At 55.7% G+C, this 18610-nt stretch carries 20 protein-coding genes; 10 read left to right on the plus strand and 10 right to left on the minus strand.

Annotated elements, in window-relative coordinates; genetic code table 11:
• Positions 1 to 12: 12 nt before the first annotated feature.
• On the plus strand, positions 13 to 870 hold the full coding sequence (gene araC, locus HV213_RS00340) for an arabinose operon transcriptional regulator AraC (protein WP_181484377.1): 858 nt from the start codon (positions 13 to 15) through the stop codon (positions 868 to 870).
• A 41-nt stretch (positions 871 to 911) separates the two neighbouring features.
• Positions 912 to 2228 (plus strand): MFS transporter, encoded by a 1317-nt coding sequence (locus tag HV213_RS00345; protein WP_181484378.1) that lies wholly within the window; start codon positions 912 to 914, stop codon positions 2226 to 2228.
• Positions 2229 to 2270: 42 nt separating this feature from the next.
• Here the strand turns inward: HV213_RS00345 and nepI are convergent, their stop codons facing one another.
• Positions 2271 to 3455: a purine ribonucleoside efflux pump NepI gene (nepI, locus tag HV213_RS00350; protein ID WP_181484379.1), complete on the minus strand. Its 1185-nt coding sequence runs from the start codon at positions 3453 to 3455 to the stop codon at positions 2271 to 2273.
• 212 nt (positions 3456 to 3667) lie between these two features.
• Here nepI and HV213_RS00355 point away from each other — a divergent pair, with 212 nt between their 5' ends.
• Both HV213_RS00355 and HV213_RS00360 read left to right on the plus strand, forming a co-directional pair.
• A complete protein-coding gene (locus tag HV213_RS00355) occupies positions 3668 to 4027 on the plus strand; it encodes a type II toxin-antitoxin system RelE/ParE family toxin (protein ID WP_181484380.1) in 360 nt (119 codons plus the stop codon).
• On the plus strand, positions 4011 to 4334 hold the full coding sequence (locus HV213_RS00360; RefSeq protein ID WP_181484381.1) for a helix-turn-helix domain-containing protein: 324 nt from the start codon (positions 4011 to 4013) through the stop codon (positions 4332 to 4334). Before HV213_RS00355 ends, HV213_RS00360 begins: the two co-directional genes overlap by 17 nt.
• 24 nt (positions 4335 to 4358) lie before the next feature.
• Here the strand turns inward: HV213_RS00360 and HV213_RS00365 are convergent, their stop codons facing one another.
• Both HV213_RS00365 and HV213_RS00370 read right to left on the minus strand, forming a co-directional pair.
• Complete coding sequence (locus HV213_RS00365; protein ID WP_181484382.1) at positions 4359 to 4886, minus strand: SRPBCC family protein; 528 nt, start codon at positions 4884 to 4886, stop codon at positions 4359 to 4361.
• Positions 4887 to 4988: 102 nt separating this feature from the next.
• Positions 4989 to 5441, minus strand: coding sequence for a DUF1198 domain-containing protein (locus HV213_RS00370; protein ID WP_112216093.1), 453 nt, complete (start codon positions 5439 to 5441; stop codon positions 4989 to 4991).
• Positions 5442 to 5671: 230 nt separating this feature from the next.
• Here HV213_RS00370 and HV213_RS00375 point away from each other — a divergent pair, with 230 nt between their 5' ends.
• Complete coding sequence (locus HV213_RS00375) at positions 5672 to 6577, plus strand: LysR family transcriptional regulator (RefSeq protein WP_181484383.1); 906 nt, start codon at positions 5672 to 5674, stop codon at positions 6575 to 6577.
• 46 nt (positions 6578 to 6623) lie between these two features.
• On the opposite strand, the gene uhpT is transcribed toward HV213_RS00375, so the two are convergent.
• The 4 genes from uhpT to uhpA form a co-directional block, all read right to left on the minus strand.
• On the minus strand, positions 6624 to 8015 hold the full coding sequence (gene uhpT, locus HV213_RS00380) for a hexose-6-phosphate:phosphate antiporter (RefSeq protein WP_110275942.1): 1392 nt from the start codon (positions 8013 to 8015) through the stop codon (positions 6624 to 6626).
• A gap of 142 nt (positions 8016 to 8157) precedes the next feature.
• On the minus strand, positions 8158 to 9477 hold the full coding sequence (locus HV213_RS00385; RefSeq protein ID WP_112216090.1) for an MFS transporter: 1320 nt from the start codon (positions 9475 to 9477) through the stop codon (positions 8158 to 8160).
• A 9-nt stretch (positions 9478 to 9486) separates the two neighbouring features.
• Positions 9487 to 10968 (minus strand): signal transduction histidine-protein kinase/phosphatase UhpB, encoded by a 1482-nt coding sequence (gene uhpB / locus HV213_RS00390; RefSeq protein WP_181486307.1) that lies wholly within the window; start codon positions 10966 to 10968, stop codon positions 9487 to 9489.
• Between the two features lie 17 nt (positions 10969 to 10985).
• Positions 10986 to 11579, minus strand: coding sequence for a transcriptional regulator UhpA (uhpA, locus tag HV213_RS00395; protein ID WP_181484384.1), 594 nt, complete (start codon positions 11577 to 11579; stop codon positions 10986 to 10988).
• A 301-nt stretch (positions 11580 to 11880) separates the two neighbouring features.
• Between uhpA and HV213_RS00400 the strand changes: the two genes are divergently transcribed.
• Positions 11881 to 12759, plus strand: coding sequence for a DUF6708 domain-containing protein (locus HV213_RS00400; RefSeq protein WP_181484385.1), 879 nt, complete (start codon positions 11881 to 11883; stop codon positions 12757 to 12759).
• 52 nt (positions 12760 to 12811) lie between these two features.
• Here HV213_RS00400 and ilvN read toward each other — a convergent pair whose 3' ends face one another.
• The 3 genes from ilvN to ivbL all read right to left on the minus strand — a co-directional run bounded on the left by ilvN (position 12812) and on the right by ivbL (position 15119).
• Complete coding sequence (gene ilvN / locus HV213_RS00405; protein ID WP_110275937.1) at positions 12812 to 13102, minus strand: acetolactate synthase small subunit; 291 nt, start codon at positions 13100 to 13102, stop codon at positions 12812 to 12814.
• Positions 13103 to 13105: 3 nt separating this feature from the next.
• Positions 13106 to 14794: an acetolactate synthase large subunit gene (ilvB, locus tag HV213_RS00410; protein WP_181484386.1), complete on the minus strand. Its 1689-nt coding sequence runs from the start codon at positions 14792 to 14794 to the stop codon at positions 13106 to 13108.
• A gap of 229 nt (positions 14795 to 15023) precedes the next feature.
• Positions 15024 to 15119, minus strand: a complete 96-nt coding sequence (gene ivbL / locus HV213_RS00415) for an ilvB operon leader peptide IvbL (protein ID WP_181484387.1) — start codon at positions 15117 to 15119, stop codon at positions 15024 to 15026.
• Between the two features lie 582 nt (positions 15120 to 15701).
• Between ivbL and tisB the strand changes: the two genes are divergently transcribed.
• The 4 genes from tisB (at position 15702) to emrD (ending at position 18574) form a co-directional block, all read left to right on the plus strand.
• Complete coding sequence (gene tisB, locus HV213_RS00420; RefSeq protein WP_181484388.1) at positions 15702 to 15791, plus strand: type I toxin-antitoxin system toxin TisB; 90 nt, start codon at positions 15702 to 15704, stop codon at positions 15789 to 15791.
• A 70-nt stretch (positions 15792 to 15861) separates the two neighbouring features.
• Entirely contained in the window at positions 15862 to 16308 is a 447-nt protein-coding gene (locus HV213_RS00425; protein WP_181486308.1) for a GNAT family N-acetyltransferase, read from the plus strand.
• A 70-nt stretch (positions 16309 to 16378) separates the two neighbouring features.
• Positions 16379 to 17212, plus strand: coding sequence for a DMT family transporter (locus HV213_RS00430; protein WP_181484389.1), 834 nt, complete (start codon positions 16379 to 16381; stop codon positions 17210 to 17212).
• A gap of 177 nt (positions 17213 to 17389) precedes the next feature.
• Positions 17390 to 18574: a multidrug efflux MFS transporter EmrD gene (gene emrD / locus HV213_RS00435; protein WP_181484390.1), complete on the plus strand. Its 1185-nt coding sequence runs from the start codon at positions 17390 to 17392 to the stop codon at positions 18572 to 18574.
• The last annotated feature ends 36 nt before the right edge of the window (positions 18575 to 18610 follow it).

Genomic DNA, 18610 nt, shown 5'->3' on the forward strand with positions numbered 1-18610 from the left:
GCGAGGTGGTGTATGTGTTTTACCTTTGATGCGTATCTGGTGGCTGGATTCACACCGGTTATCCGCAGCGGTCCTCTCGATACCCCGATAGACCGTCCGGACGGAATGGAAGGGTATATTATTAATATTACCGTGAGGGGAAAAGCGTGGGTAAAAACCAAAGAAGGCACATACATTACCTGCGAAAAAAATGACTTACTCATTTTTCCACCCGGCGTGCCGCATCATTATGGACGAGATGAAAGCAGCGATTGCTGGGATCACTTTTGGATTTACTTTATTCCCCGTCCTTATTGGCATAATTGGCTCACCTGGCAAGGTAGCGAGGGTGAACCAGGCAAACTTACGCTAAAAAGTGAACACGATGGTGAATTAATGAAGACGCTGTTCAGCGAGGCGATTACCTTCTTTTCTGAAGGCGACGCGCTGTCAGAGGCGATATCGATGAACGTCCTTGAACGTATCATCCTGAATTGTTATCGACTACAGGAAGATACACAAAAGAAAACGCGCGATGCCAGGGTGGAAGAGGTCTGTCTCTATCTGAACCGGCATATCACCGAGGATTTGAGCATCGCCGACCTCGCCGCGCAGGTCTGCTTGTCGCCGTCTCGTCTGTCTCATCTGTTCCGCGAAGAGACCGGGCAGACCATTAATGAATGGAAAGAAGAACAGCGGATATATCGCGCTAAAAATATGCTGCAAAATACCGTGCTGTCTATCTCTGATATTGCACAATTAAGCGGATATAACGATGCCTTTTATTTCTCAAGAATTTTTCGTCGCCACTGCGGGGTCTCCCCTCGGCGATACAGAAATAATTATATCAAGCTTATTCCGGATAAAAGCAGTAACTCCAGCGGCACTTGAATTTTAATATACCCTACCTTTAAAATAAAAGGTTTACTCTAATGAACACGAATAGCACCGATAAAACCATTAATTTGGGTGGGTGGTCTGCGTCAGTCAGTAATGAAAAACAGCCGAAACCTCCTGTACTTTTAGGTCTTGCCGTCGGAATCGGCGCGCTGCTGTGGCTGGCTCCGTTTATGGGACTCAATTCCGTTCTGAACCCGGCCAAGCTCAGTCGAATTATCGGCGGGGGTTCAGAGGTTAATAATTTTCTTGCTCTGCTTGGCACTCTTGGCGCGGTCACCTCAACGATTACCACCATTATTATCGGCGCGCTGTCTGACCTCACGCGCTCCCGCTGGGGCCGCCGGACGCCGTGGATTTTATCCGGTTCGGTCCTGACCGCCCTGGTGATGGTGGGTCTGGGAATGATTGAAACCAAAGAGCAACTGTGGGTTTTTATCCTTCTCTGGTGCTTATTACAGACCTTTATAAACTTTGTCGTTGCACCGCTGATTGCCGTCATTGCTGACCGCATCGCGCCAAAACACCGGGGGTTAATTTCCTCTATTTATGCGGCGGGTTTTATCATCGGTCAGTACGGCGGCCCGGTGGTTGGCGGGTTCTTTCTTAGCGATAGTAATCCAGAGCTGGTCAATACCGGTTATTACGTTCTGGCGGTGGCGATGCTGCTCTCCGGCCCGATTGCGGCAGTCATCATCAAAGAACCGTCCAGCCTCGGCATGCCGCGGCAAAAAATCGACCGCAGCAACTTTGCCCAGTACTTTATTTTTCCGGTACGCAATGCGCGCGACTTTTACCTGGCGCTGTTTGGCAAGATGCTGATTGCTATCACCATTACCGCTTTTAGCGTTTATCAGCTCTTTTTCCTGACCAGCGGAATGGGGCTCAATAGCGCCGATGCCGGGAAGTATATTTCCCTGGCGGGGGTCGCCACGATGATAACCGCGCTAATCTTTGCGCCTATTTCCGGCCCGATTTCTGACAAACTGCGCACTCGCAAAAAACCGGTGTTTCTCGCTGCCGTGCTGATTGCCGCCGGGACGGTGATCCCGTTTATTTACGGGCAGCCCGCCGCGATGATCTGGTACGGAGTTATTGCGGGTATTGGTTCGGGGATTTTCTTTTCGGTCGATCAGGCACTGAATCTGGAGGTGCTGCCTAATCCCGAAAACTCGGCAAAAGACCTCGGCATCCTGAATTTTGCCAATACCGGTGCGCAAATTCTGGGGCCCGTATTAGGCGCGATTCTGTTTAGCGTGGTGGGTAACCAGTACCTGCCCATCCTGCCTATTCTGGCCGTTATCGCGCTGGCAGGTGGGGGACTGATTATGATGATAAAACAGGTAGATTGAACGTTATCCCCCGGCGAGCACTGCGCCGTCGGGGGCAAATATTTATGATGAAATCCGCACTTTCGTCGCCACCAGCAGGCCGGTGAGCAGCATCAAAGTTCCAGAAATCACCAGCGGCGACAGCAGGCCGAGATGGTCCAGCGCCACGCCGCCGACCGCCGCACCGCAGGTATTGGCCAACTGGATCACCGCCACCTGAATCGACCCGGCTTTCTCTGCCTGATCGGAAAGGGAGCGGGTGATCCACGTTGACCAGCCTACCGGCACCAGCGCGAAGGCAAAGCCCCAGATAACCGCCACCGTCGATGCGACGATTTTACTTTCGCCCCACAGCACCAGCACCGCAGCGCTGATAGCCAGCACCACTGGCGCAACCGCCAGCGCCGTTTTTACCGAGCGCTTGAGCAGCATGGAAGAGAGCGAGGTGCCAACAAAGCTGGCGATACCGAAGCTCAGCAGCACCAGCGTCAGGCCATCAACGTCAAAGCCCGCGAGGGTCATATATACCGGGCGAATATAGGTAAAGAAGGCGAACTGACCGGCGAAGGCCATAAAGATGGCGCACATCCCGGCCATCACACCGGGACGCTTCAGCAGGCCGAGCATATTTTGCTGCGACGACGACTCGCCCGGCAGCGAAGGCAGCGCCTTCAGCACCCAAATTGTACAGACCACGCCCATGACCGCCGCGGCGTTAAAAACGTTACGCCAGCCGATAATTCCGCCGAGGAAGCTGCCCAACGGCGCAGCGATCACTAATGCTATCGACACTGCACCAAAAATCACCGATAGCGCTTTGGGCACTACGCGCATCGGCACCAGCCGCATGGTCAACGACGCCGACATCGCCCAAAAGCCGCCCAGCGCCAGGCCAAGGCAGGCGCGTCCCACCAGCAGTAACGCAAAGCTGTTGGCAAAGGAAACCAGCAGACAGGAGACTGTCAGCAAGACTGAAAACAGAATCACTACATAGCGGCGGTCAGTGCTGCGAATAATCGAAGTGATAAACAGGCTGGCAAACATCGCCACGAACGCGGTGGTGGTGACCGATTGCCCGGCGACGCCTTCAGAAATACCTAAATCCTGCGCCATCGGCGTGAGCAGGCTCACCGGCAGGAACTCAACGGTAATCAGGCAGGCAACGCAGAAGGCCACCGCGAAGACCGCCGACCAGTTTGGCCGCGCTGCCGGGCTAGCGTGTGGCGTGGATGCATTCGAAGGAGTCATAAGTTACCTGCAGGGTTGAATACGGAGAAGCCGCGCAGTGTAACATTTTAAATGTGACGAATTTAACGTTTTGACAACTTTTCAGGCTTTTCAAAGCGCTTGCGTGGCTGCTCGCATAATCAGAAAAACGTGTTTTTAGGTATTTAAGAAGAGTAAGAGGAAGAAATATTATAGCACCTGGTGCTATATTTAAGGTTACAGGATGTCAGCCGATGCGTGTTTTCAAAACTAAATGGTTTACCAGGGAAGCCCGAACCCATGCGATTGATGATGATGAATTATGTACAGCGATTGAGGCAACCATTCAGGGAAAAGCAGATAACCTTGGTGGCGGGGTTTACAAAAAACGCCTCAATAAGAATCGCGATCGCGCAATTATCCTGGCAAAGGGGGCTGAGCATTGGTTTTACACGTTTTTATACGCCAAACAGGATATCGCCAATATCGATAATCGAGAGCTAGCGGCATTCCGTGAGTTAGCCAGGCATTATTCCCTTCTCAGCGAGGAGAAAATGGCCGCATTGGTTAAGCGAAAAGAATTGGTGGAGATTTGTCATGATTGCAAAAACTAAATTCAAAAGCCCAGCTTTTGAAGCTATCCATAGCGCTGCTGCGGGTTTGTACAGTGTTGATGCCATTCCACAGGAGACAATGCGCAGCTTCGATGAAGCCTGTCTCAGCAACGTAAGCGATCTTCAACCTGGTGAAATTAAGGCTCTGCGGGAGCATTTCAACGTCAGCCAGCCCGTTTTTGCGCGCTATCTGAACACCAGCGTTTCCACGATCCAAAAATGGGAAAGCGGGGCAAAACGCCCCGGTGGGCTGGCGCTGAAATTACTCAACATCGTGCAAAAACATGGGCTAGAGGTACTGGCGTAATAGATTACTCCGGGCCACTATCGATTATTTAGCCTTATGCGCCGCCGTCGCCAGACCGCAAATCCACTCCTGATGGCCGTTTATCATCGGATTGGGTACGGTTCGCGCCAACTCCTGCGCCGGTACGCCTTTCTGTGACTCCTGGGTCAAAATACGCACCCGCCCGCCGGGTAAATCCTCAAACAGCCAGGCGTGGATCACGTCGAGGCGCGTAGTCTCATCGCCTTCCGCCCAGCCGTGCCAGGCCACGCGCGCTGCTTGTCCGGCGACCGGTGGAACGTACTCGGTGACCTGTGCTTCAATCGGGAAGCCGAAAGTGGAGAAACGAAAGCGGGCGTTGGCGCTCAGCTTCGGGCCGCTGCCGTCGTGAAAACGGATATCGGCGACGTTGCTGTAGTAGCCCGGCCACAGGGTGGTATCGTCAAGCTGCGCCCAGATTTGTGCCGCCGTCAGGCCGCTGACGATGATTTCGTTGGAAGCGAAGTTATCGGTGGTGCCCGGCAGGTAATCTTGCGGCCAGATGATGGCGCTTTGTTGCGATGGCTGTTGCATGGTGGACCTCGTCAGTGTGTGTTTTAACGAGGTCAACTATGCGACGGAGAGTGATATAAATCGAATCACCATCTTTTATAAACATCATTACAGATAGTGATATCAGTGTAGCCAGTGGACGCCATCTTCCGGTAAAAACAGCGTGTTATAGCGTTCTTGCAGAGCGTGCAGCTCGCTAATTTCCGGCTCCAGCTCGCGGAGGAAACCTTGCGCGAGGCGGATTTGCGCTTCGGTAATCGGTGCCGCAAGGCGGGCCTTTTGCATCAACCGATACCAGTAGTGCAGGTTCTGCTCGCTGCCATCAACGATCCCCACCTGCCAGATAAGCAGCACCTGAGCGGCATTTTGCAGATGCGCTTCATTAGGCCGCTCAAGATAGCGCAGATACTCGTGACCGGCGGTTTTTCCAAGCTGATCGATCATCGATTCCAGCGGCACCGGCGTAATCCCTAATCGTTCGCTCAGACGGCGAATTGCACGGCGTGAATCAGAGGTAAGCACCCGAAATCCCACAACAAATACCACTATCAGCGTGGCCAGTCCTAACCAGATCATGCATCCTCTCATTTCATACCCGTCATACTTCAAGCTGCAGATGCGTTGGCTACGCTCGTTCACCTCAGTCACATAGTTATCTATGCTCCTGAGGATTCGCTCCCTTGCCGCCTTTCTGCAACATGAATTATTTAGGGTATCCCTCAGATCCACTATCATAATGGGAATTTGCCTGCTGTCGACCGTCGGACGTACCATAATGTGACTTATCGCGGCTGCGGATAGCTATCATGAAAGCTGATATCAGAAACCTCGATCTTAACCTGCTGAAAACGCTGGATGCGCTGCTCGATGAACGCAGCGTCACCCGGGCGGCGACGCGGCTTTCGCTCACCCAACCGGCGGTGAGCGGCATGCTGACCCGGCTGCGCGAAGCCTTTAACGACCCGCTCTTTATTCGCGCCCCGCACGGGATGGTGCCGACCCTGCGCGCTCAGGCGCTGGCCTCGCCGGTCAAACAGCTGCTGACCGATGCCGAAGCCCTGCTGCAGCCCGCCGTTTTCGAACCGCTCAATGCCGATTTCACCTGGACTATCGCCGCCACCGACTATGCGCTGAAAGCGGTGATCGTGCCGTTTATCGCGGCTCTGAAGCCGCTGGCGCCGGGCATCCGTGTGCGCATTATTCCGGAATCGCCTACCACACTGTTCGCCCAGACCGAGCGCGGCGAAGTGGATATCGCGCTGCTGACTCCGCACTCTACGCCGCCGGATCTGCACAGCCGGGCGCTGTATCAGGAGGAGTACGTGTGCCTGATGCGCGCGGATCACCCGCAGGCTGCCGCGCCGCTGACCCTGGATTTATTCTGCGAGCTGGAGCATGTGCTGGTCTCCTGGCAGGGCGATAGTTTTCGCGGCGTGACCGATGACGCGCTGGCGACGCTGGGTTGTTCCCGGCGAGTTGGGCTGTCGGTGAGCAGTTTTCTGGTTCTGCCGGAGGTGCTGGCGGTCAGCGATATGATAGCCGTGGTGCCGCGTCGGCTGGCGAAGATGGCATCAGGGATGAAAATCTCGCCGCCGCCGTTGGCGATACCCGGTTTTACCAAAAGCATGGCCTGGCACGAACGCAGCCATCGCGACCCGGCGCAGCAGTGGCTGCGGGAGCTGTTGCACCAGACGGCCCAGCAGGAAGCATAAACAAGCCCGGCGCAAAGGCCGGGCAAAGTGACTCACACCCAATGACTCAGGCAGTCTGCAAAGTTTGTGTCTTTTTCTGGCGGCGGATTTTACGTTCTTCAAAGACCGCGACGATAGCCATCAGGCAGATACAAGCAATCGCCGCCGCATCCAGAGCGGCAAAGGTGCCCGCCCAGCCGGTGAGGCCGAAAATCGGCGTACCGTCGGCAATCATCCCGAGGCCCAGTTTGGCAAAGCTGTCGCCGATCAGATAGGCGAAGGTACCTTTAATCCCATCGGCAGCGCCAATGGCTTTTTTCGGCACAAAGCCCACGGCGGCAACGCCGATCAGTAGCTGCGGGCCAAACACCAGGAAGCCAAGCGCAAACAGCGATGCCAGGTAGACGTACTGGTTGCTGGCGTGCTGATAAACGCCAAGCGTGGCGATAATCAGCGCCAGCGCGACGCAGGCCACCAGCGCGCGACGTCCGTTCGCCAGATCCGACAACCAACCCCACAGCAGCGTGCCGACCAGCGCGCCCACCTCAAACAGGGTAAAGCCCTGAATCGCCACTTCTTTAGAAAGCTTCAACTCCTGGAAAGCATAAACGGTAGACCACTGGTCAATACCGATGCGCACCACGTACAGGAAGATGTTGGAGAAGCACAGCAGCCAGATAACTTTGTTCTTCAGCACGTACTCGACGAAGATCTGCCACTTGGTCATGGCGTTCTCTTCTGTCTCTTTGTCTTCTTCGCTGATCTCTTCGCCAAACAGCTCTTCAGCGTTGCCGAGGCCGTAGGATTCCGGGGAGTCGCTGCCAAAGCGCAGGCCGATAAAACCCACAATCAGCGCGATGATCGACGGGAAGATAAACATACCGATGACGTGACCGTCGAACAGGTAGTTGGCACCAAACAGCGCCACGCCCGCCGCGCCCGCGCCGCCGAGGTTGTGGGAGATATTCCAGAAGCCAAGGAAGGTGCCGCGCTTACGCCGAGGCGTCCACTTAGTAATGGTCGAATAGCTGCACGAACCGCCGGTGCTCTGGAAGAAGCCGCTCAGGGCGTAGAAAGCAATCATCAGGAACAGGCTGGTCGACCCCGCGCCCATGCTGGCGCTGAAGCCGAGCATACAGATGGCGGAGAGGATCAGCATAAACGGCAGGAACTGCTTGGTGTTCTTGCCGTCGGCGTAGTAGGAGACCAGCGTTTTACCTACACCGTAGGTGATGGAGAAGCCGAGGCCAATCATCCCCAACTGCGTCATGCTCAACCCGTAGGTGGAGATCATGTCGTTCTGCGCAATGTTAAAGTTCTTGCGGATCAGGTACATGGTCAGGTAGCCGATGAAAACCACCAGGTACGACTGCATGAACGGTTTGAACCACATTTTGCGCCGCGCTTCGAGCGGCAGATCCAGGGTCGGCTTGCGCACCTGGTTTAGAAAGGCCAGCATTTGACACTCCCGAGCTAATTTTTATACCTGCGAATGGCAGGCATTGTAAAAATCAGCCAGGAGACACGCCTGAGACAGCGTCCAGGCGAAACCGGGAAAATTTCTTAGTTTTACGCCATTCGACTGAGAAAGGTGAAGTCGGTCACGCTTCGCGCGGTGCCTGGGCGTTTAAAAACGGCAGCAACAGCAAGGCAGAAATACCTGCCGCAATGGCAATCACCACAAAGAATCCGGTCCAGTGCCAGATCTCCATCACCTGCGCCAGCGGCCAGCCGGAGAGCGATGCGCCAAGGTAGGCAAACAGACCCACAAAGCCGGTTGCTGCACCCGCCGCTTCTTTGTGCGAGCACTCCGCTGCCGCCATGCCGATCAGCATTTGCGGGCCAAAAACGAAGAAACCGGTGGTAAAGAAGCAGGCTGCCTGCATTACGTAACTGGCAAATGGCATCAGCCACAGACCGCCGACGGAGAGTAAAATTCCGGCGGCGAAAATCAGGTTCATCGGCCCGCGATTGCCGTTAAACAACTTATCTGAGCCCCAGCCAGCCACCAGTGCGCCGATAAACCCGCCCAGCTCGAACATGGTCACCGCCGAGTTGGCAGTCACCAGATCGACGCCGAGGGTCTCTGACATATACAGGTTGCCCCAGTCGTTAATCGCCGCCCGCACCACGTACACCAGCACGTAGCACAGGGAGAGCAGCCAGATATAGGGGTTCAGCAGCACGTATTTGGTGAGGATCTCCTTGCGGGTCAGCCCCGCACCTTCCTGCTGCTGGGCAATCTCCAACTCATCGTGCCGCCAGTCGCCCACCGCCGGTAGTCCTACAGCCTGCGGCCGATCGCGCAGCCGCCAGCAGAGGAACAGTCCGGCGAAGATTGCCAGCATCCCGGCAATCATCATCCCCGTTCGCCAGCCGTAGTGCAGCGCCGCAGCGCCAACCACCATCGGGATCAGCGCTCCGCCAACGTTATGCGCCGTATTCCACAGCGCCCACCAGCCGCCGCGTTCGGTGCGCGAATACCAGGCCGTCAACAGGCGGGCGCATACCGGCGAACCCCAGCCCTGAAAAAAGGCGTTCAGCGCCCACAGCAGCGCGAAGGCCCACAGCGAAGTGGAGAAGCCGAACAGAATATTTACGACGCCGGTAGCCACCAGGCCGATGCCCATAAAATAGCGGGCGTTAGAGCGGTCGCTGACGATACCGGAGAAAAATTTCGACAGGCCGTAGGTGATGTAAAACAGCGTTGCCAACAGGCCGATGTCGCTGCGCGTCAGCACGTTGCTGGCAAGGATTTCCGGCACGGCGGCGTTGAAGCTTTTACGGGTGAAGTAAAACAGCGCGTAGCCCAGCCAGATGGTCAGTAAAATATGCCGACGCCAGTATCGATAGCGCTCGTCCAGCGCCTGTTTATCGGCTATCGGTTGAGCGTCCGGCGGGGATTTTAAAAAGGCAAACATCATCATTCCTCAGGCGTAACGCAACGGCAGGCTGACGCAAACGCGGGTGCCGTGGGTGCAGGAGATGGTTAAGCTACCGCCCAGCGCCGTCACGCGCTCGCGCATGCCGGTAAGGCCGAAGCCCTGCTGGCCGGAGCCAGGGGGCAGGCCGCAGCCGTCATCCTCCAGAACCAGCATCAGCCGCTGGTCCTGCTGCCAGCCTTGTAGCGTGACGGCGCTGGCGCAGGCATGCTTGACGATATTATTCAGCCCCTCCTGGCAAACGCGGAACAGGGTGACGCGCTGGTTTTCACTCAGCAGCGATTCATCAATGCACCACTCCAGGTGGCTGACCATACCGCGATCCTCCAGCTCCATTTCACGCATCAGCGAACGTACCGCCTGTTCAAGCGTCAGGTCATCCAATTGACGCGGGCGCAGGCGGCCCAGCAGACGGCGTACTGAGTCGTAGACGCCGAGTGAGAGCTGCTCAATTAACTGGCCGCTTTGCCGGACGCTGGCGCTGTCCGGTGCAAGCCGCTGCACAATCCCTGCCTGGGTGCGAATCGCGGTGATTGTCTGGCCGATATCATCGTGCAGCTCGCGGGCCACCTCACGGCGCACGCTCTCTTCGGTTTCCAGCAGGCGCTCCGCCAGCCGCTGGTTGCGCACCAGCTCACTTTGTAGAGATTGATTCAGCTCGCGCAGCCGCTGAATTCCGGCCCCCAACAGCAGCCCCATCAGGCTTTGCGCCAGCAGCGAAAGCAGTAAATCTACCGGGTGATCGTGCCAGGTCTGGCTGGCAATCAGCGCGATGGCGTTCATCAATGTCGCAATCAGCGCGCCCTGCCAGCCGTAGTGCCAGGCGAGAGCGATGATCGGCAGCGCCAGGCAGAAGGGGGTAAAACGCGAGAGTTCGGCAGGCAGCCCGAGCTGTAACCAGAGGCTGATGGTAAACAGCAGCAGATACCAGATAAGGTGCCGCCCGCGCCAGTTCACCGGCTGCGAAACCAGCGATGGCCCCAGCGGCCGCCAGACGGTGCTGGTGAGATAGTGCCAGATAACCAGGCAGGTCGGGGCCAGCGTCAGGCCGCCGGTCAGGGTCAGCAGCAGCGCATTCAGCCCCTCTTTGCCTTCCGCCAGCCACGGCAGCGATTGCAACAGCGCGGCGGCGATAAGCGCTGCGCCCTGGCGCAACAAGGTCAGCCAGTCACGCTGGTGGCGATAGCGCGAGATCAGCGCCACCGGCAGCAGGGTCAGCAGGCTTCCGGTCATCAATATTATCGGATGCGCCAGTTCCACTTCCTGCGCCAGCCAGAAGAGAAGCAGCCACTCCGCGCCCAGCAATACCGGCCAGTAGCCGCGCGGGCATTGCAGCATCAGGCCAAGACGCAGGCCGAAGGGAAATAGCAATACCGCAAGGTCGGGGCGCTCCACCAGGTGCAGGCTGATGCTCCACAGGCAGAACCAGGCGGCGGAGAAGATAAAGAAACAGCCGATTACCGAGAGCAGTCGGGAGAGAATCGCTTTCATTGCCAGCTATCGAACATCCGGCGCGCCAGCTCAACGTCGTTGCTGACGCCGAGTTTTTCCAGCAGATTAGCGCGATGGACGTGAACGGTTTTCGGCGACAGCCCCAGATCGGCGGCAATCTCTTTTACCGCCATCCCCTGCGCCAGCTTTTCCGCCACTTCGCGTTCGCGTTTGGTGAGCGGGTCCCGCCGCCCGGCCGCCAGCTTTATGGCGATATCCGGCGTCAGGTAGCAGCCGCCTGCCGCCACCGTGCGCACGGCGGCAATTAGCTCATCCGGACTGCAACGCTTGGAGAGAAAGCCGCGCGCACCGGCGTTCAGCGCCTGTTCCACCAGCGCCGGGCTGTCGTGGACCGACAGCATGACGACAGCCATCCCTTTCGGTAATTGGCTCAGCAGCTCAAGCCCGGAGATATCCGGCATCGAGATATCGCAGATGCAGACCTGCACGCCGCGACCGGGCAGTCCCGCCAGCGCCTCTCGACCGGAACCAAATTCGGCGACGACCTGAAAATCGGCTTCCAGCCCCAGCAGTTGGGCAAAGCCGGAGCGGACGATAAGATGATCGTCAATAAGGGCGATAGTGGTCATGGCGATTCCTGGCGGGTTAAAAAACGCGCTTACCTTAACGGTATACACTTCATCCTTCAAGCTGCCTCTGCGCAGACTTGCCGCCTTGATGGCACGATGGATTGAGTTGCCAGCAAGTCATTCGCAACGGCGGGAACGATATTTAATTTTTATATTTTATTAGCATAATCGCATTCTAATGCTGAAAATTATTCACACCCATAATATATTGATGTTATTCCTGCTTGAGCTCACCGCATTCATTATGTACAGGAAGTAACCTAAATGATATTGTCCCTGTAAAATCAGCAAGGGAATATATATGCATCAACGACCTCACTTAGCAAAGCAAACGATCGACGAGCACTTGCTCAATAAGCTAAATAAAACAACGCAGAGTAAAACGGATAGACTATCGCACAGCGGGAAGTTAGCTTATGTCAATGATGACTACTGCGAGATAACACGTAACTACACTTCATTTTATGGGATGAACATCCTGGGTATTGTACTTTTCTTACCTGTGGTTATTTTATGCTTTGGTGCTGTGTTGTTTTTCTTATATGACACAGCATTCAATTTTGAGCGATATATTGAAACCTGGAATTCCAGGGCAGACGATCAGCTTTTGCTGCATTTTGCATTTTTTATTATATTTTTCATGACTTTTGTTTTCGCAGCTCTCGTAAATTATTTTATCTTCGCCCCCCGACACTATCCGGTTCGCTTCAATAGAAAAACCGGCAAGGTTTATGTTTATGTTTACGATTACGTTATGTATAGTATTGCTTATAAATTCACCTATACTTTCTGGTGGCACTATCCTTTTTATAAGCGAACTAAACCCGAATGCAAAGAGTATGACTGGAGCCAGATACAAGCCATCAGTATATATTCACGCAATAAGCACTCCTCATACTCCACAATTCGCTGTGTCGTTTATGACTCCAGCATCAGCACCACGATGATCGATTCCTTTAACCTGATATCGACCGACGCAGGTACGGACGCGCTGTTTATGCCTAACTACAAGCTGTGGCTATGGATCAATAATTACATGAACTTCAAAGATGATGCGTTAGACATGACTATCAATACCAACGTGGGCATTTACGGGCGCAAGGTGAAATGGCCTGATGATATGGACATGAAATCTAAAGCTTCATCTTTAGATGAGTACAGAAAAATCTGCTCTGAATAAACTCAGAGCAGATTTTACTTCCCGGCAAGAATATTCCCGCCGGGAAGACTAGTTACTCAAAAAAGACGGCAATTTTGCTGAACATGGATGGGTCAGACTGGTTGCGCACCACTTTCTCGACATCTTCCAGCTTTTCAATCTGGCTAATCATCTGCCCAAGGCGCTGATCGTCATTGACCAGCAGCCAGATGCGGCTCTGATTGCTGTCCTGAATCGGCAGGCAAAGAATGCCTTCCACGTTGAAGGCGCGGCGGGCAAACAGGCCGCAAACGTGGGTCATGACGCCGGGATGGTTGCGCACGGTGAGCTGTAGAATAACGTTTTCATGAGTCGGTTGTTGCATGGCTTATTCCCCCACCATTTCAGTATTGGCCGCACCCGGCGGTACCATTGGATACACTTTTTCTTCGGCATCGATACGCACGTGGATCAGCGCCGGGCCTGGGCGGTCGATAATCGCTTGCAGCGCCGCCTGCGGGTCGGCTTCGTTATTTAAATCACAGGTTTGCAAACCGAAACCAGCGGCGATCTGCATAAAGTTGATCATTCCCGGATAGGTGGCGGCAAACACGCCCTGCTTATAGAACATGCTCTGCTGCTGATGCACCAATCCCAGCGCTTCGTTATTCATCAGAATGATTTTCACATCCAGCTGATTTTCCGCCGCCGTCGCCATCTCCTGAATATTCATCATCAGGCTGCCGTCGCCGGAGAAGCAGATAACCTTGCGTTGTGGGTTCGCCAGCGCCGCGCCAACCGCCGCGGGCAGACCAAAGCCCATCGTACCCAACCCGCCGGAGGTCAGCCACTGGCGCGGACGGTTCAGCGGATAAGCCTGAGCGGTCCACATTTGATGCTGGCCCACATCAGTGGTCACGATCGCTTCATCGTCAACGCAGGCGGCCACGGCATTAATTAAACCATAATGGCTGAGCGGGTCTTTCTCCTGCGGGATGTTGCAGGGGAATTCACGCTGCAAATCCGCCACCAGCTGCAGCCATTCGCTGCGCGGCTGCGCCTCGACCTGTGGGATCAACTGAGCCAGCACCTCGGCAACGTCGCCCTGGATCGCCACGTGCGGCTGCTTGATTTTACCCAGCTCTGAGCGGTCGATATCGACATGAATAATCTTCGCGTTCGGGCAGAACTGCTCGGTTTTACCAATCGCCCGGTCATCAAAACGCGCACCTAAAACAATCAGTAAATCAGCCTCTTGAAGAATAAAGTTGGTACTGCGCGCGCCGTGCATCCCCAGCATGCCCAGCGACAGCGGGTGCGCTTTCGGCAGCATCCCCAGCGCCATTAAGGTCAGGGTGGTCGGCAGATTGGCTTTCTCCGCCAACTGACGAATCTGCTCAGGAGCGTTGATGACCCCGCCGCCCAGATAGAGTACCGGACGCTGTGCGGCGTTAATCATCGCCGCCGCTTCGCGCACGCTGGCGCTGTCGAACTCCGGGGCCGCCATGCGGGTTCCGGGTTCAGGCAGGACGTCGAGCTCAATGGTCGCCGACTGAACATCCTTAGGAATATCTATCCACACCGGCCCCGGTCGCCCGGACTGCGCGATGCGAAACGCGTCGCTCATCACCTGCGGCAGTTCAGCGATATTGCGCACCAGGTAGTTGTGCTTAGTGATGGGGATAGAGATACCGTAGGTGTCGACTTCCTGGAAAGCGTCGGTGCCGATCATCGAAGCCGGAACCTGGCCGGTAATGCAAACCAGCGGAATCGAATCCAGGCGGGCGTCGGCGATAGCGGTGATCAGGTTGGTGGCCCCCGGGCCGCTACATGCCATACACACGGCCGGTTTACCTTCGGTGCGCGCCATGCCCTGCGCGATAAACCCCGCTCCCTGCTCGTGACGCGCCAGGATATGGCGGATCTGCGTGCTTTGGCTTAATGCATCGTAAATGGGAAGAATGGAGCCGCCCGGAATGCCGCTGACCGTAGTGATCCCCTGACGCTCCAGTAAATGAACGACTAACTGTGCGCCAGTGAAGCGCATTTTTTGTGATGTTGTGCCCGAACTTGCCATGCTCCAGTCCTTTTTATTCTGGGCCGACTTTACGCGTCGTACTTCACGTTGCTGGTGCGTTGGCTGCGCTTGGTCACCCCAGTCACGTACCTATGTACGCTCCTGGGGATTCGCTCACTTGCCGCCTTCCTGCAACCCGAATTACTTAGCGTATCCGGGCGGGGCTCTTAAACGAAAAACCCCGCTCGGTTTGCGCCGGCGGGGTTTGGAATTCGTGTTGTTCCGGACCCTACGGCGCGTTGCCGACGACGACCACCACAGACACGACGACCACCGCGGCAGCCGCGGTTAGTAGTAGAGTCGAAGTCAGGATGGATGCGTTCATTAGGGACCTGTTGTCTTGAAAAAGTGAATGAATTTATACAAACACAGCTTTTGCCATTTCACAACGGATTTATTTTCAACCACGAGAAACTGCGTGAAGGATCACATTAATTTGCGGAGGGATAAAACAAAAAACCCCGCGCACGGCGAGGTCTTTTGAACGGTGTCTTTGCGGTTGGTAGCCGCGAATACACTGTATTACGTCAACGACAAAAGTATACGCGATCGACGAAGAAGGCGCAATTTCACGACGGTTTTTGCTGATCTAGAGTATGGATCGCACTCGCAGATTTGTCCAAAATATACTGTTCATTTATACAGTAATCATTCTATACTGATGGGGTACGCAGAGTGACATCTGGGGGCCGCACTTTTACCGGCGCAATGAAGTCCTGGCTGAAACGGGTGGTGCCGTCAGCGCCTTAACCCCAGAAGAGCACACTGTGTTACGTCAACAAATACCCTGAATAATCAGGTTGTAGCCGACAGGCCGCGCCTGAAGTATGACGGGTATACCCTGGCTGGCAACAGGCGGCGGAAAGGTACGCCAGCCGGTCGTGCTCCTGAACCAGAGGAGACGCGTATGGGCGGAGTGGATATCGTTGTTCTGATCCTGAAACTCATGGTTACTGTGTTGCAACTGCTTGATGCAGTCCTGAAACAGTTCCGCTGATTCAGGTTCAAGTCGCACCTGGGAGGGGCGGGAAACCGCCCCTCTACAGGCTAACCCGATGGAGAAAACCATGGCACCGCTGTTGATTGCCGCAGTAACCCCGGACGACCCAGGTTTTACGGCGTTGCGCGCCGAAAGCCAGGCGCAAAATCTGAATATGCTTCGCCGCCTGGCGGAGAACTGGCAGAGTGGGGAAAATCGCTTTGACGCACCGGGAGAAAAGCTGCTGGGGGCCTTTGCGCATGGGCAGCTGGTCGGCGTTTGCGGGCTGAATATCGACCCTTTTAGCCAGCAGGTGCGGGCCGGGCGCATCCGCCATTTATACATCGGTGAAAGCCACCGCCGGCAGGGGATCGGGCATCAACTACTGGTCTCGGTTATCACCCACTCCGGCACCAGCTTTGATTTTCTCAACACTCATGCGCCGTCAACGGCCTGGTCGTTTTATGAAAATCTGGGATTTCGCCCGGTGTACGATGAACCTCATGTCACGCATCGCCTGTTCTGCTCACTTTAGCCATCGCTGGCTGCCGGGGAATGTGCATGTTACAGTCCAGTGACGATTTATTCCCCATATCCGGGCCGTAATGACCATTACCGTATTCTGTATTTTACTGTTCGCTGCTCTGCTTCACGCCAGCTGGAACGCTATCGTTAAAGCGAGCGGCGATAAGATGTATGCGGCAATCGGCGTTAGCGGTTCAGCCGCATTAATCGCCCTGGTTTTACTCCCCTTTGCCCCACAACCCACACTCGCCAGCGTGCCGTTTCTTGCCGTCTCCTGTGCGTTACAGGTGGTATACACCGTGCTGGTGGCGAAAACCTACCAGGTCTCGGATATGAGCCAGACCTATCCGCTGATGCGCGGTACCGCGCCGCTGCTGGTGGCGATAATCAGCGTCATCTTCCTTGGCGACCATCTCTCGCCGCTGGCGTGGCTGGGGATTGGCGTCATCTGCCTGGCGATTCTGGCGATGGCCTTTAACGGTCGATCCAGTTCAAGTACCGGCATCGTACTGGCGCTGATTAACGCCTGTTTTATTGCCGGTTACACGCTGGTGGACGGAACCGGGGTGCGGCTTTCAGAAACCGCGCTGGGCTATACGCTGTGGACTTTTTTTATGAACGGTTTTTGTCTGCTGAGCTGGGCGATGATCGCCCGACGCCAGCAGGCCAGCCGCTATCTGCGCCAGAACTGGAAGAAAGGCATGATCGGCGGCGTCGGCACCATGGGCTCTTATGGTCTGGCGCTGTGGGCGATGACTCAGGCACCGCTGGCGGTCGTCGCCGCGCTACGTGAGACGTCGATTCTGTTCGGCGCAGTTATCGCTTTTATCCTGTTGAAAGAAAAGCTCGTTCCACTGCGCATTGTTGCGGCTTGCGGTATCGCCGCCGGGGCGATTCTGTTACGGCTGTCTTAACCCAGACATGGCAACATTAGTTGCCGATTATTGTTTACAAAACCTACCTGAAATCCTCCCTGTAATCCCCCTCATAGGGTTGTTCTGTCATTTTTATGTGGTAGATTCCTCCATCGTTTTGCGGGTGTGTTAGTCACATATTCTTTATCTTCCATATTTCACAAAGTATTCATCGACATGAAACGGCATAAGAACTTCAATTTGTTGTTGATGCTGGTACTGCTGGTGGCCGTCGGCCAGATGGCGCAGACCATATATATCCCGGCGATTGCTGATATGGCGGTATCGCTCAACGTCCGTGAGGGCGCGGTGCAGAGCGTGATGGCCGCTTATCTGTTGACCTACGGCGTATCGCAGCTCTTCTATGGCCCGCTGTCCGATCGCGTTGGTCGTCGCCCGGTGATCCTCGTGGGAATGTCTATTTTTATGCTGGCGACGCTGGTTGCCATCACTACCCATAGCCTGCCGGTGCTGATCGCCGCCAGCGCAATGCAGGGGATGGGCACCGGAGTCGGCGGCGTGATGGCGCGAACCCTGCCGCGCGATCTGTATGAAGGCGCACAGCTCAGGCACGCTAACAGTCTGTTGAATATGGGCATTCTGGTCAGTCCGCTGCTTGCGCCGCTGATCGGCGGCATTCTCGATACCCTGTGGAACTGGCGGGCCTGCTACGTCTTCCTGCTGGTGCTTTGTGCTGGCGTGACCTTCAGCATGGCGCGCTGGATGCCGGAAACCCGACCAACCGGCGCACCGCGTACCCGGCTTATCACCAATTACAAAACGCTGTTCGGCACCAGCGCGTTTAACTGCTATCTGCTGATGCTGATCGGCGGCCTGGCGGGTATTGCTGTGTTCGAAGCCTGTTCCGGCGTGCTGATGGGCGCTGTGCTGGGCTTGAGCAGCCTGTCGGTGAGCATTCTGTTTATTCTGCCAATCCCGGCGGCGTTCTTTGGTGCGTGGTTTGCCGGACGCCCGAATAAACGCTTCTCGACGCTGATGTGGCAATCGGTGATTTGCTGCCTGCTGGCGGGGGTGATGATGTGGATCCCGGGCTTGCTGGGCATAATGACCGTCTGGACCCTGCTGGCACCTGCCGCGCTGTTCTTTTTTGGCGCGGGGATGCTGTTCCCGCTGGCAACCAGCGGCGCGATGGAGCCATTTCCGTTCCTCGCCGGAACCGCCGGGGCGCTGGTGGGCGGGCTGCAAAACATTGGCTCCGGCGTGCTGGCGTGGTTGTCGGCAATGATGCCGCAGACCGGTCAGGGCAGCCTGGGCCTGTTAATGATGCTGATGGGCTTGCTGATTCTGCTGTGCTGGCTGCCGCTGGCATCGCGGTTTAGCCGCCACCAGCAGCCAGTTTAAAGCTTCGCCAGTTCGTGACGCGGGCTACCGGCCCGC

This window comes from Klebsiella sp. RHBSTW-00484 (genome assembly GCF_013705725.1).
Taxonomy (GTDB): Bacteria; Pseudomonadota; Gammaproteobacteria; order Enterobacterales; family Enterobacteriaceae; genus Klebsiella.

Bases quoted from the DNA above. Each gene is read 5' to 3' on its own strand.
- HV213_RS00430 (WP_181484389.1), top strand. From the start codon at position 16,379: ATGACCATTACCGTATTCTGTATTTTACTGTTCGCTGCTCTGCTTCAC.
- nepI (WP_181484379.1), bottom strand. From the start codon at position 3,455: ATGACTCCTTCGAATGCATCCACGCCACACGCTAGCCCGGCAGCGCGG.
- ilvN (WP_110275937.1), bottom strand. From the start codon at position 13,102: ATGCAACAACCGACTCATGAAAACGTTATTCTACAGCTCACCGTGCGC.
- HV213_RS00345 (WP_181484378.1), top strand. From the start codon at position 912: ATGAACACGAATAGCACCGATAAAACCATTAATTTGGGTGGGTGGTCT.
- uhpT (WP_110275942.1), bottom strand. From the start codon at position 8,015: ATGCTGGCCTTTCTAAACCAGGTGCGCAAGCCGACCCTGGATCTGCCG.
- HV213_RS00400 (WP_181484385.1), top strand. From the start codon at position 11,881: ATGCATCAACGACCTCACTTAGCAAAGCAAACGATCGACGAGCACTTG.
- HV213_RS00360 (WP_181484381.1), top strand. From the start codon at position 4,011: ATGATTGCAAAAACTAAATTCAAAAGCCCAGCTTTTGAAGCTATCCAT.
- HV213_RS00355 (WP_181484380.1), top strand. From the start codon at position 3,668: ATGCGTGTTTTCAAAACTAAATGGTTTACCAGGGAAGCCCGAACCCAT.
- ilvB (WP_181484386.1), bottom strand. From the start codon at position 14,794: ATGGCAAGTTCGGGCACAACATCACAAAAAATGCGCTTCACTGGCGCA.
- HV213_RS00365 (WP_181484382.1), bottom strand. From the start codon at position 4,886: ATGCAACAGCCATCGCAACAAAGCGCCATCATCTGGCCGCAAGATTAC.
- HV213_RS00385 (WP_112216090.1), bottom strand. From the start codon at position 9,477: ATGTTTGCCTTTTTAAAATCCCCGCCGGACGCTCAACCGATAGCCGAT.
- HV213_RS00425 (WP_181486308.1), top strand. From the start codon at position 15,862: ATGGCACCGCTGTTGATTGCCGCAGTAACCCCGGACGACCCAGGTTTT.
- araC (WP_181484377.1), top strand. From the start codon at position 13: ATGTGTTTTACCTTTGATGCGTATCTGGTGGCTGGATTCACACCGGTT.
- uhpA (WP_181484384.1), bottom strand. From the start codon at position 11,579: ATGACCACTATCGCCCTTATTGACGATCATCTTATCGTCCGCTCCGGC.
- ivbL (WP_181484387.1), bottom strand. From the start codon at position 15,119: ATGAACGCATCCATCCTGACTTCGACTCTACTACTAACCGCGGCTGCC.
- emrD (WP_181484390.1), top strand. From the start codon at position 17,390: ATGAAACGGCATAAGAACTTCAATTTGTTGTTGATGCTGGTACTGCTG.
- tisB (WP_181484388.1), top strand. From the start codon at position 15,702: ATGGGCGGAGTGGATATCGTTGTTCTGATCCTGAAACTCATGGTTACT.
- HV213_RS00370 (WP_112216093.1), bottom strand. From the start codon at position 5,441: ATGATCTGGTTAGGACTGGCCACGCTGATAGTGGTATTTGTTGTGGGA.
- HV213_RS00375 (WP_181484383.1), top strand. From the start codon at position 5,672: ATGAAAGCTGATATCAGAAACCTCGATCTTAACCTGCTGAAAACGCTG.